This window comes from Prevotella sp. HJM029, assembly GCF_000599605.1.
GTDB lineage: Bacteria > Bacteroidota > Bacteroidia > Bacteroidales > Bacteroidaceae > Prevotella.
The window spans coordinates 1-13,226 of record NZ_KK082661.1; the positions used below are offsets into that span (position 1 = coordinate 1).

10 protein-coding genes and 1 pseudogene are annotated in these 13,226 nt (G+C 47.0%); 4 read left to right on the forward strand and 7 right to left on the reverse strand.

From position 1 onward, the window contains the following. The 4 genes and pseudogenes from X919_RS17105 to mobC form a co-directional block, all read left to right on the forward strand. Positions 1 to 219, forward strand: a pseudogene (locus X919_RS17105) (hypothetical protein); the annotation flags it as partial. A gap of 13 nt (positions 220 to 232) precedes the next feature. Continuing rightward, positions 233 to 658 carry a conjugal transfer protein MobA gene (gene mobA / locus X919_RS0107255; RefSeq protein WP_005944180.1) on the forward strand — a complete coding sequence of 142 codons (426 nt, stop codon included), beginning with the start codon at positions 233 to 235 and terminating at the stop codon, positions 656 to 658. Then, the gene (mobB, locus tag X919_RS0107260) at positions 637 to 1,887 is read left to right on the forward strand and encodes a conjugal transfer protein MobB (RefSeq protein ID WP_007366518.1); all 1,251 of its coding nucleotides are present in this window, start codon (positions 637 to 639) and stop codon (positions 1,885 to 1,887) included. Before mobA ends, mobB begins: the two co-directional genes overlap by 22 nt. A gap of 31 nt (positions 1,888 to 1,918) precedes the next feature. After that, the gene (gene mobC, locus X919_RS0107265) at positions 1,919 to 3,928 is read left to right on the forward strand and encodes a conjugal transfer protein MobC (protein WP_007366519.1); all 2,010 of its coding nucleotides are present in this window, start codon (positions 1,919 to 1,921) and stop codon (positions 3,926 to 3,928) included. Positions 3,929 to 3,969: 41 nt separating this feature from the next. On the opposite strand, the gene X919_RS0107270 is transcribed toward mobC, so the two are convergent. The 7 genes from X919_RS0107270 to tet all read right to left on the reverse strand — a co-directional run bounded on the left by X919_RS0107270 (position 3,970) and on the right by tet (position 13,051). Continuing rightward, a complete protein-coding gene (locus tag X919_RS0107270; RefSeq protein WP_007366520.1) occupies positions 3,970 to 4,362 on the reverse strand; it encodes a hypothetical protein in 393 nt (130 codons plus the stop codon). Continuing rightward, complete coding sequence (locus X919_RS0107275; protein WP_007366521.1) at positions 4,355 to 5,818, reverse strand: Fic family protein; 1,464 nt, start codon at positions 5,816 to 5,818, stop codon at positions 4,355 to 4,357. The genes X919_RS0107270 and X919_RS0107275 overlap by 8 nt, the downstream gene beginning before the upstream one ends. 150 nt (positions 5,819 to 5,968) lie before the next feature. Next, positions 5,969 to 6,586 (reverse strand): RteC domain-containing protein, encoded by a 618-nt coding sequence (locus X919_RS0107280; protein ID WP_007366522.1) that lies wholly within the window; start codon positions 6,584 to 6,586, stop codon positions 5,969 to 5,971. Between the two features lie 211 nt (positions 6,587 to 6,797). Next, positions 6,798 to 7,211 (reverse strand): dihydrofolate reductase family protein, encoded by a 414-nt coding sequence (locus X919_RS0107290; RefSeq protein ID WP_007366523.1) that lies wholly within the window; start codon positions 7,209 to 7,211, stop codon positions 6,798 to 6,800. Between the two features lie 281 nt (positions 7,212 to 7,492). Next, complete coding sequence (locus X919_RS0107295) at positions 7,493 to 8,815, reverse strand: sigma-54-dependent transcriptional regulator (protein WP_007366524.1); 1,323 nt, start codon at positions 8,813 to 8,815, stop codon at positions 7,493 to 7,495. Next, entirely contained in the window at positions 8,808 to 11,126 is a 2,319-nt protein-coding gene (locus X919_RS0107300; protein ID WP_007366525.1) for a hybrid sensor histidine kinase/response regulator, read from the reverse strand. Before X919_RS0107300 ends, X919_RS0107295 begins: the two co-directional genes overlap by 8 nt. After that, positions 11,126 to 13,051, reverse strand: a complete 1,926-nt coding sequence (gene tet, locus X919_RS0107305; RefSeq protein ID WP_007366526.1) for a tetracycline resistance ribosomal protection protein — start codon at positions 13,049 to 13,051, stop codon at positions 11,126 to 11,128. The genes X919_RS0107300 and tet overlap by 1 nt, the downstream gene beginning before the upstream one ends. Positions 13,052 to 13,226 lie beyond the last annotated feature (175 nt).

The following is a 13,226-nucleotide window of genomic DNA, read 5'->3' on the forward strand; positions in this document are numbered from 1 at the left end:
AAAAAGATTTATTCTTCTAAGAGTGTATGGGTGAGAATTGAGTGGATGGTAGGTTTTGCAGAGGTCTCAAGATGTCTTTTCAGCCGCTCAAAACGTTTTGAGCAGCCACGAAAAGCACTTGCCCTTGCAGGGGGCGGGCTTCCTCTCCGAAGTCGGGAAGCTTTTCAAACCTGCGGTGTCTGTGACCCCAAGCGGCGGCTTATGCCGTCCATCCGCTAAATCCAAAGTTTATATGAAAGAGAAAAGAAACAAGACCGGGAGAAATCCCAAACTTGATCCGGCGGTATTCCGCTACACCGTCCGTTTCAACGAGGAGGAACACAACCGTTTCCTCGCCATGTTCGAGAAGTCGGGCGTTTACGCCAAGTCGGTTTTCATCAAGGCGCACTTCTTCGGGCAGCCGTTCAGGGTGCTGAAAGTGGACAGGACGCTGGTGGATTACTACACCAGACTGTCCGATTTCCATGCGCAGTTCCGCGCGGTAGGCACGAACTACAACCAAGTCGTGAAGGAACTCAGGCTGCATTTTTCCGAGAAAAAGGCAATGGCGTTGCTCTACAAGCTGGAGCAACAGACCGTCGAACTCGTGAAACTGAGCCGTCAGATTGTGGAACTTTCAAGGGAAATGGAGGCGAAATGGTCGCAAAAATCAGTGTAGGAAAGTCGCTGTACGGCGCACTTGCCTACAACGGGGAAAAGATCAACGAGGCGAAAGGGCGTCTGCTCACCACCAACCGCATCTACAATGACGGCACGGGGACGGTGGACATACGCAAGGCGATGGAGGGTTTTCTCGCCTGTATGCCGGAGCATACGAGGGTGGAGAAACCGGTACTCCATATCTCGCTCAACCCGCATCCCGACGATGTGCTGACCGATACGGAATTGCAGGACATCGCACGCGAGTATCTGGAAAAACTCGGCTACGGGGACCAGCCGTATCTTATTGTAAAGCACGAGGACATAGACCGCCACCACCTGCACATCGTGACAATCAATGTGGACGAGAAAGGCAGGCGGCTCAATCAGGATTTCCTTTTCCGCCGCAGCGACCGCATCCGGCGGGAACTGGAACAAAAGTACGGGCTGCACCCGGCGGAACGTAAGAATCAACGGATAGAGAACCCTCTGCGAAAGGTGGACGCTTCGGCGGGCGACGTGAAAAGGCAGGTCGGGAATACCGTCAAGGCTCTGAGTGGACAGTACCGTTTCCAGACGATGGGCGAATATCGCGCCCTCCTTTCCTTATATAATATGACGGTGGAGGAAGCGCGGGGAAACGTGTGCGGGCGTGAGTATCACGGGCTGGTCTATTCCGTCACCGATGATGCCGGGAACAAGACGGGCAACCCGTTCAAGTCCTCGCTTTTCGGGAAGTCCGCAGGCTATGAAGCCGTGCAGAAGAAGTTTGCCCGTTCCAAGCAGGAGATTAAGGACCGGAAACTCGCCGACATGACAAAACGCACCGTCCTTTCCGTGCTTGAAGGCACGTATGACAAGGAGAAGTTCGTTTCGCGGCTCAGGGAGAAGGGTATCGACACCGTGCTGCGCTACACGGAGGAAGGGCGCATCTACGGAGCCACGTTTATCGACCATCGCACGGGCTGCGTGCTGAACGGCTCGCGCATGGGCAAGGAACTTTCCGCCAACGCTTTGCAGGAACACTTCACGCTGCCTTATGCCGGACAGCCACCGATTCCGCTTTCCGTTCCGGTGGAAACAGTAGAGGATATGCGCGAACAGACAGCATCCGACCACGAGAACACGGCGGGAGGTATCGGTCTGCTCACTCCCGAAGGTCCGGCTGTGGATGCCGAGGAGGAAGCCTTTATCCGGGCGATGCAGCGCAAGAAGAAAAAGAAAAGGCGCAAGGGTTTGGGAATGTAATCGAGGTATCAACATCAAAATTTTTCAATCTATGTCACAACAAGAAGACGATTTGAGGGCATTGGCGAAAATCATGGATTTTCTGCGTGCCGTGAGTATTATTTTAGTGGTCATGAACGTGTACTGGTTCTGCTATGAAGCCATACGGCTCTGGAGCGTGGACATCGGCGTGGTGGACAGAATCCTGATGAATTTCAACCGCACGGCGGGGCTGTTCCGTTCCATCCTCTACACGAAACTGTTTGCCGTCCTCCTCCTTGCCCTGTCCTGTCTGGGAACGAAGGGCGTCAAGGGAGAGAAAATTACTTGGGGACGGATCTGGACGGCTCTTGCCGCAGGGTTCGTACTGTTCTTCCTCAACTGGTGGATACTGGCGTTGCCGCTACCGGTTGAAGCGGTGACGGGGCTTTACGTGCTGACCGTAGGCACGGGCTATGTATGCCTGCTGATGGGCGGTCTGTGGATGAGCCGCCTGTTGAAACACAACCTCATGGATGACGTGTTCAACAACGAGAACGAGAGCTTCATGCAGGAAACACGGCTCATCGAAAGCGAGTATTCGGTCAATCTGCCCACCCGCTTTTATTACAGGAAACGTTGGAACAACGGCTGGATTAACGTAGTGAATCCCTTCAGGGCTTCCATCGTATTGGGTACGCCGGGCAGCGGAAAGTCATACGCGGTGGTAAACAATTTTATCAAGCAGCAGATTGAGAAGGGCTTCTCGATGTATGTTTACGACTTCAAATTCAGCGACTTGTCCACGATAGCCTATAATCATCTGCTCAACCACCCGGAGGGATACAAGGTGAAGCCGAAGTTCTACGTGATAAACTTCGATGACCCGCGACGCTCGCACCGTTGCAATCCCATTCACCCGGACTTCATGGAGGATATTACGGACGCTTACGAAAGCGCGTACACCATCATGCTCAACTTAAACAAGAGTTGGGTGCAGAAGCAGGGCGACTTCTTTGTGGAATCGCCCATCATCCTCTTCGCGGCTATCATCTGGTATCTTAAAATTTTCCAAAATGGCAAGTATTGCACGTTCCCCCATGCCATCGAGTTCCTGAACCGCCGTTACGAGGATATCTTCCCGATACTGACATCTTACCCGGAATTGGAGAACTATCTCTCACCGTTCATGGACGCGTGGCTCGGAGGGGCTGCCGAGCAGTTGATGGGGCAGATTGCATCGGCGAAAATCCCGCTGTCACGCATGATTTCCCCGCAGCTCTATTGGGTGATGTCGGACAGTGAGTTCACGCTGGACATCAACAATCCCAAAGAGCCGAAAATACTCTGCGTGGGCAACAATCCGGACCGTCAGAACATTTACGGGGCGGCTCTCGGTCTGTATAATTCCCGTATCGTGAAGCTCATCAACAAGAAAGGGATGTTGAAGTCGTCAGTTATCATCGACGAGCTTCCGACGATATATTTCAAGGGGCTGGACAACCTTATCGCCACCGCACGAAGCAACAAGGTTGCCGTATGTCTGGGATTTCAGGATTTCAGCCAGTTGGTGCGTGACTACGGGGACAAGGAGGCGAAAGTGGTGATGAACACCGTCGGCAATATTTTCTCCGGTCAGGTGGTGGGCGAAACCGCCAAGACGCTCTCGGAACGGTTCGGAAAGGTGTTGCAGAAACGGCAGTCCATTTCCATCAACAGGCAGGATGTTTCCACCTCCATCAACACGCAGATGGACGCGCTTATCCCGCCGAGCAAGATTTCCGGCTTGACGCAGGGAATGTTTGTCGGTTCGGTGTCCGACAACTTCAACGAACGTATAGAACAGAAGATTTTCCACTGTGAGATTGTCGTGGATGCCGAGAAGGTCAAGCGCGAGGAGAAAGCCTACAAGCCGATACCCGTAATTACTGACTTCACGGACGAGGATGGCAAAGACTGCATGAAGGAAACAGTGCAGGCGAATTACAGGCGTATCAAGGAGGAGGTGAAACAGATTGTCGCCGACGAGCTGGAACGCATCGCGGGTGACGAAAATCTGAAACATCTGTTGCAGCAGAAATAGTATATCCGTTTATATATGGAAAATCCGTAGCCGACGACCGGTTACGGATTTTTATTTTCAGATTGGAGATGCTTGTTGATGGTGGTAATGACAAGCATGAGCAGATAGTTTTTCAGTTCTGTATCATCTTTTAGTAGTATGCTGTATTCTTCGGCGAAGATTCTCAACAGTCGGATTCTGAGTTTCGACATTTCCTCACCGAAAGGTATCTGCCGGTTTTCTTTCCAATACTCTATTGTTATAGAAGACGCCAACCATTTGAACTCCGCTTTCATTTCCTTGCGGAGTTTCTTGAAACGGGTTTGCTCGGTGACAGGCGGGTCATTGTATGGCATCATATCAACCGGGTCATAAATGGATATGCAACCGATGCCGTAATCCATGATTACAGGCAAGTCTGCATCTGAATCTTTCTTATGTTTCTTCTTAGCCATCCTTCCTGTTGCCTTTTGACAAAATGATTTTTCCAGCTTCAGTAAGCCTGTATTTTTGGTTGCGGTGCTTGGGATTTTCCGGATGGGTTTGTTCGACAAGTCCCTCTCTCAATGCAGGATTTAGGTAACTGGTAAGGAAATTATCACGTCCCCTCAAAGATAAACGCTCCATGATTTCTTTCAACGGCAAAATATCATTTCCCAAAGCTGATACAAGCGACATTACTTGTCCTGCTACTTGTCCTGCTACTTGTCCTGTTTCTTGTCCTGTTTCTTGTCCTGCCACCTTATATCTGAAGACAAGTTTCACTTCATTGGTTGTTATTTGATATTCAGGCTCCGGCAAATTAACCTTTTGACATTCTTCTATTATGAGATTTATGCCGCGTCCCCAGCTCTCCAATACTTTTCGCACATAAAGCGTGTCTGCAATTAAAGGATTATGGGGCTTTGAACCATGTTCGGATTTGATTTTATTCATATCCCATTCGGACGGAAACGAACCGGGATTCTCTATTTCAACACGGTCATCATAGATGGCTATGGCTACCGAACCTCCAATATCACGGTAACTCCTGTGACATAGGGAGTTGATTACAGCTTCTCGTATAGCCTTATGCGGTATTTCCAAATGTTCCTCACGCTCCAATGCGTCCGTTGTTCCGGATAATGAAAGATGTCTGAACACAAAAGCCATTGCCTCGTCAAGCAGATGGAACAAGTTCCCGTGTACCCGTTTGTTGTCTATAAATACGGTTTTGTCTGTACCTCTGAATCGGGCAAGTCGCAGCAAGTTCTGCGGATAATGTACCAGTTTCTTTTTGGCGAACAATACGGCGGCTGCATTTTTAAGTACACCGCCTTCAAGAAGATTCAGTTTTTCAAGTATGATAGGAACTTCGTCACCTGTCGATTCGGGTAAACGTCCGTACTCTATTCCTAAACGTACCGTCTTGTGGATTTCCTCTTCATCCAAATCCGTAATCTTCAAATCGGTATTCGGGTAGGTTTCCCAGCTATGCCAGACTTTTTCATGCTGCAAAAGAAGTTCATTATACTTTGATTGTGGCATCGTTGTGGTCGCACTTTCCACCCGCATATATGGTCTTCCTTTATAGCAGAACGGACGGTTGAGCCTTGAATCTTCAACACGAAAAACAATTACTTTCTTCTCACTGTCCGGCAGCGGTGCATAAGATATTTGTACCATTGCCACAGGCTCCAACCGGTTGATCGCGTCCGCTATATCCCTCTTGGTCTTGTCGCTCACGTCTTGTCCGATGATTTTTTCCTTGTCGGTAACACCGAACAATACCGTGCCGCCTTCTCCGTTAAGGAAAGCGCAAAGCGTTTCCATGCCACGCTCCAACTGTCCGGTGGTTTCCTTGAACTCCACCCGTCCGCATTCTTTTTCGGCTATCAGCCGTTTTACTATGTCGAGGTTGTCTATGCTCATATACAATTCTGTAAGGTGGGTACAAAGATAGTGCTTTTCGCTGGTTTTCGGGCGAATAGATAACGAAATGTATCTGCACGGCAGGTACAAAACCTACAAAAAATCAGAGAGTGGCATAACGTCACCCCCTGATTCATCATTGGTACAGGATTATTTTCTCAAACGTTCCATTTCCTCGTCGCGGAGCATCTTCTCGTTCAGTTTCTCCTGCATCCTGTCAAGGAAGTAGGTGCGGCTTTCGTTCTTCCGTCGTTTGATGTCGATATAGAAGCGGTAGCAGTCCTTTGATTCGACACCGAAAATCTTGTAGAGGAGCGGGGCGAGCTGTTTGAGCGGCATGTTGCCGTTATTGATGCAGCCCATCTCGTTGATGCCGTAGATAAGTTCCACGAGGTCGATGGCGTTGCCCGTCCATTGCAGGGGTGAGGCGGGATTTTCGGTTGTGTTGTCGGAGGATGTACGGATGGGGATTAGTGGTGACACTTGGGGAGCGGCAAGGAACTTCTGCATCTTCCTAACGAAAGAGAGTGCCTTGCTGATGTAGGCTGCAACCTCCCTCTTTTCTTCGGGAAGATTGCGCACGGGATGGTGCTGCAACTCGATTTCAATGTAAGCCAGCGCGATGATGGTGCGGGTGGTGTCCACATTGCCGTTGCATAGTTCGATCACTTGCGTGGCGAAAGCCGTGTATGCCGTTTCCATATTGCAGTCCCCGGCTTCGTTTATACGGCGGAAGAACTCTGTTTCCGTCAATAAGAAATAATTCATGTCCTGTCAATTTTGAAATTTTACACTCTGTTTTTTCGGTATGCGCACATGAATATGATTGGCAAAAAGCGTGTCCATAAAATAAAAAATCCGGCACGCTCTCTGCAAGGTGCTGGATTTCAGAGTGATAATTTCGCGATTTATTTATCTGAAAGGAATTGTATTCAGCTTAAAGTGTTCATTTACTGAACATTCGTCCATTTTATGGACATCAAACGCACGCTTTATAGATATGGCGGACCACTCCGTTGCGGTACACCTTCTGTGAGGTCAGCGTCCATTGTTCCTGCGGCAAGGCGGATTGGAAGAAACGCTTTCCCGTTCCGGCAATGAAAGGAATCGTGTAAAGTATGATTTCATCCACCACACGCATACGCAGCAGCCCGTTGATGTAGTCCGCTTTTTCAGGAGTGACTTCCGCCAGATAGCAGATGTCTGTTGTGGATTTCCGCCATTCGTCAAGCATGGAGATGGAATAATCCGGTGTGATATGATAAAGGGCGTTTTCCCTTATCTCATTGATGCCGCAATCTTCAAGGCGCAGTTCCTTATACGCTTTGCAATATAACTCGGAGCTTTGACAACCGTCTATCGTGAGGACGGCAAGAATCTGTACTTTACCCATTATCGTTTCCTTTCGTTGGGCAAGGGCAAAAAAGTAGCGTGCAAATCACACTACTTTCAAGCGACGGCTCTGGTAAAGCCTTTTACGGAGAGTACGTGAATGCACGCTATGCGTAGGCATAGCATAAGCATCACGCAATCGTCTCCGTAGTGTCAATTTACCAGATTTTCGCTCGAAACGCCTTGCGGTCTTATGTTATATATAGGCGGCAAAAGGCTCTGCCAGTCGCCGTTACCTTCTAATATGTCATGCAAAGATAGCCATTTTCAGCGAATTGCGGGCTATGGTTGCTCAAATTTATACTTCAATCCATATTCTTCCAGTTTATTATAGAGTGTTGTCCTGCCTATTCCAAGCAATTCGGCAGCAACCTTCCGGTTCCCGCCAGCCTGCTTCAAAGCACGTATAATCCGCTCTTTATCTTCCTCTTCGTTGCGTAGGGAGAAGCCGACAACAGAGGTTGTTTCGGTTATTCCAAGTTCCAGATGCTCTTTCGTGACAAGTCCCGTCTGAGCCTGCAACACCGCACCCATGATTTTCTGCCGAAGTTCGCGCACGTTACCCGGCCATGAATGGATCAGTAACACTTTCCGCGCTTCGGAACTGAAGCCACTAACATTGCATTCCAATTCCTTATTGGCAATCTCACGGAAGAACTCCGCCAGCGGCATGATGTCCTCCTGACAGTCACGTAAGGGCAGAACGGTTATCTCGAAGTCATGTAGGCGGTATAACAAATCCTGTCGGAAACGCTTTTCATTGACCGCCTTTTCCAGATCCTCGTTGGTGGCGGCGATGATGCGGACGTTGAAACTGCGGTCGGACTTGTCGCCAACGGGACGGAACCGCCGTTCCTGTATGGCACGGAGTAACATCTGTTGGGTTTCCGGTGCGAGATTACCCACTTCATCCAAAAACAATGTGCCGCCTTCCGCCTCGTGGAAATAGCCTTTCTTTGTGTTTTCAGCACCAGTGAACGCTCCTTTAACGTGTCCGAAGAACGCCGATGGCGCAAGTTCTTTGGTGAGTGAGCCGCAGTCCACCGCCACGAAAGGCTTGCCTGAACGCTTGCTTTTATCGTGCAGTAGATGGGCAATATGCTCTTTGCCAGTACCGTTCTCCCCGAATATCAGTACGCTCATGTCGGTAGGAGCTACCAGCCTTATCCGGTGCATGATTTTCTGAAAGGCTGAACCGTCACGGGCAAATACGGGCATGCGGCTTCGCCCGATATTCCGCTCTTTCAGTATGGTGCGGAGCAAAGGCACGAGTTTGTCCTCCACGAGTTGCTTGGGTATGTAGTCCAGCGAACCGAGTTTCATGCTTTCAACCGCCGTATGTACTTCGGCATAGTCGGTCATGATGATGAACGGCTGCGTCATGCCTTCTTTGCGCATCCAGCGCAATAGGTCGATGCCGTCACCGTCAGGCAAACGCAAATCAGAAACTACTATATCATTGTCAGCGGCTTGTTGCAGAAGTTTCTTCGCTGTCGAGAGGTGGAAAGCCTGCACGGTACGGAATTTCTCCCGTGCCAGCAGGTTGCAGACAAACTCGCAATATACGATGTTGTCCTCCACCACGATGATTTTTGTTTTATCCATTTTCGTATTTTCTCCTTTCTTCTTTTGCCAGCCGGATTATCTCCGAACCCTTATCCAATACGGCAGTCACGGCGTTGTTCAATGCTTCATAATCGGGAACGGCACTCCCATGAAGCTGTTTATAAAGTTCCCTTAATGGTTGGTCGGCACGCAGTATCTCCCACGAACTACGTAGGTGGTGTGTCAGGGCGTCCAGTTCTTGAAAGTCTTTCCGTTGTTCCCCATCCCTGACCGACTGCATTTCCTTTTCGGTTTCCGCTATCAGTTTATCCAACATGACGGATTCATTGCCGTAAGACAGTAGGGAGGAGAAATCAGGCTTTTCATTTTGTTTACCTTTCATGGCGCACTTGTCGGAAACTTCCATCAGCTCCGATATGGAAAACGGCTTGAGAAGGCAATCAGAAAATCCACGTTCTAAAAGTTCCTCTCTGTTGCAACTGCCCGAAGCGGTTGTTACAATAATCGGAATGATCCTTGAATTGCCCACATTGGAGGTGCGTAGCAGTTCCAACAGCTCGAAGCCGTTTATATCCGGCATATTCAAATCGGTCAGAAGCAGACTGTATTCTTTCCGGCGTATCATTTCCATCAGTTCCGCCGCATTGGTACAGGTATCGCAATGTATCCCTTCTTGTGCATACATTTCTTTCAGCATTAGGAGAAGTACCTTGTCATTGTCGATGGCAACAATATCATGGAGTGTTCGGTTATGATGAATCTGTGTTTTATTTATCCGTTCCGGCAATTCCTCGGCTGACTGCATGGGTATCTCCACCGTGAAACGGCTGCCCTTGCCTTTCTCGCTCTTCAGCTGGATTGTGCCGCCGAGCATTGTCACAATGCGCTGAACAATGGAAAGACCTAATCCGAAGCCGTCCTTTGCGGCAGCGTTTGACAAACGTTCAAACGCACCGAACACACGTTGCTGTTCCTCTTCGGTCATACCCGAACCCGTATCTTTGACGATAAGTTTCAGCATACCGTTATCATACCCCATTGTCAGAGAAACGGCACCGTTCTCAGTGAACTTGATGGCGTTTGACAGCAGGTTATTTCCAATTTGTAGAATGCGTTCCTTATCGGTCAGTACAACAGCATCCGTGTGATTCGTCACAGTAAGAGCAAGTCCCTTGTTTATGGCAATTGGCATAAACTCTGATTCGAGCGTATGCGCTATTGATGAAATCCTACACGTGGAGAAATTAGGTTGTTCCTTGCCGTCGTCCAGCCGGAAGAAACTCAGAAGAGTATTAAGCATTTCACGCATACGGTCGGAGGATTGCTGAATATTTCGGATATACATCCCGGTTTTATCCGCATTGAAGTTTTTTTGTATCAGTCCGGCATAGCCCGTTATTGCAGTCAGCGGTGTGCGTAATTCATGGGTAATGGTATGTACGGCTTTCTTGCGGGAGGTTATCAGTGCCTCGTTTCGCTTTGCCATTTGTTGCAGTCGCTCGATTAAATCTGCGGTTTCCTGTTTATATCGCTTGATGCGGTTGGCATTTCGGTGTATGATGATATATGATATGACCAGTAGCAGTATAACGAACCCTGTCAAGCCCCCAATCTGAATGAACGACCGTTCCCGCATGGCTGTTATCTCGGCTTCCCGCTTTTGTAGGTCAGTTTGTACTTTCCCGTCTATTTGAACAACCAGTCCTTGCAGTTGCCTGTTAAGTTCCGCATTTCGTGCGGCAAGGCTATCGGCATGAACCGATAAGCGGCGGCTTTGCGCCTGTTGTTCGGTTCTCATATTCCGGTTAAAGGAACGGTGCATCGTGGTAGTCACAGTTGGTTTCGCTTCTTCCTTTTTGCCGAAGATGCCCAAGAAACCTTTGCGCTTGGACTTCTTGGGCTGTTCCTGCACACTCTTCTGCACGATTACAGGTACTTGACTGGTTATCTTATCGTTGATGGCTTGTTGTTGTTCAAGTATTTGAACGATTTGGCACATCTGCCGTTCCTTATCTTCGAGAAGATGGCGTACGCTGTCTATACGCTCTGCCGGATAGGTAGCTTTGAAACGGCAGAGCATACTATCCATTGCCATACGCTGTGCATGGTAATGTTCGATATCTTTATCGTTCCATTCCAGTATTGTTTCACCAAATAGAGAAAATTTTATCATTTGAATATTGATATTGTTTATCTCTTTTCGGAACTCGTCTATTTTTTTATTGTCAAGTTCTAATGCTTCTATCTCCTGCCATTCATAGAAGCTATTATATGCTATACATCCGATAAGAACGGAGATAAGTATATACCCCAACCGTATTGTCTTATAGAAATTCCTGGATCGTTCCATTATTTTGATGATACTGATTTTTCAAACATGAATAAAAGTTTATCCTTTTCTTCCATACGGGTATTATCAGAATAACCGCCTTTTGTTATTTGATACCCACACGGCTTAACCATAAAAGTGCCTAAGCCTTTAGTGTATGAACTTACTTCTGAAGCATAGTCTTTACTTGTATTTAATGGAACTTTCCCTTCAATAAGACACCACTCTTTATTACAACTGATACCTTTAATCTCAGACATCATTTTTTGCAGATCTGTAATAGCTTTGGAACTTGCTACTTGTGGTATCTGTAACTCAAAATAGAGCATCGGTTCGAGAATATCCACTCCTGATTGTTGCAAAGCCAACCTGAAGACATAAGGAGACAATTGTCTAAAATCGGCAGGGGTACTTATCGGACTATAATAAAGGGCATAAGTAAAGGTTACTTTCAAATCCGTCACTTCCCATCCATGCAATCCCGATTGGCAAGACATACGGATTCCTTCAAAAACGGCATTTTGAAAAGAATGGTTCAGATAACCAAAGGAGATTTCACTTTCGATTTGCACCCCTGACCCTATCGGTAAAGGTTCCAGAGTCAGTCCTATTGAGGCCCAGTAAGGGTTGGGAGGGACTTCGATATGGATAATCTTATTCACCTTCTTTTTAGGTCGTTCTTTGTAGATAGTCTTGATTTCATCAAAATGGGTCTTTACGGAGAATCGTTCTTCCAGCAATGTTTGTATGATTTCTTTTTGGGTTAAACCATATAACGAGATTTCCAATTCATCACTATATGAATTTATGGAAAAGGACAGAGACGGGTCTTCAATAAACAATACATTTAGAGCGGATATCAACTTGCTTCTCTCTTCGGGCTTGTCTGGTCGGACAGAAGATTTGAGGGCGGGATGCTGATGAGATAATCCTTGAATCAGACAAGGTTTAACACCTAAATAATCTCCGATTCTTAATTCTTCTATATCTTCTATAATTGCGATATCATTAGCAACCACTTCATCAACATTTATCTCTTTGCCCTGATAAATGGTTTTTAGATTTTTAATCTTGATGAATTTTTCCGAATCATTGACTTTTATAACGGTTCGAAGTCTCAGACTTCCGTCAATAATTTTTAGAAAACTTCTTTTATGCCCTTTGGGGTCATGTTCTATTTTATAAAGATAAGCTGAAAGTCTATTTGGGACTGATGCCGGAGGAAATATAAAAGAAATGATGGCGTCTAACAACTCATTGATGCCAATATTGCACATTGCTGATCCATGCAAGACCGGATAGGCTTTGGCTTTTGCCACAAGAGCGATTATCGCATTCCAATAATCTGCCGGTAAGATTTCTTTATCCGCCAAATATAGTTCTAATATATCGTCGTCATGGTTGCATACAAATTCTTTGTGTTCTGCCCTTATATCTGTTGAGGTGCAAATCGGGTAAACTACTCCATCGACAACCGTTTGCATAAACAAGACGTCTTGCGACAGATTTGTTTTTATGTCCAGATATAAACGCTCAAGATTTACGCCGGCACGATCAATCTTATTGATAAATATAATTGTCGGGATTTGCAGTTTTTGCAAAGTCTTGAACAGCAACTTTGTTTGTGCTTGTATGCCTTCCTTTGCCGATAATATGAGGACTGCTCCATCAAGCATTTTGAATGTCCGCTCCACCTCTGCAATAAAATCCATGTGTCCCGGAGTGTCAATGATATTGCATTTCACACCATTCCAAACAATAGATGTCGTAGAAGCCCGAATAGTAATTCCTCTACGTTTTTCTATATCCATAGAGTCTGTTATGGTGTCACCTTTATCAACACTGCCGCGCTTTTCCGTTGCTCCGCAGGCAAATAGCAGATTTTCGGTTACGGAAGTTTTTCCTGCATCAATGTGAGCAAGAATTCCTAAATTTATAATGTTCATTTGATTAAGCAATAATATACTACAATAGATGCATTGCCGAAACGCACCTTTTAATACCTCCTCGTAGCATGTGGAAAACTACAGGATTCTTAACTCGTATTAATATGTATATTATTACTGCCGCATAATTGAACGCAAATTTACGAAAAAAAAGTTCCCTGACAAAAGCACAAAG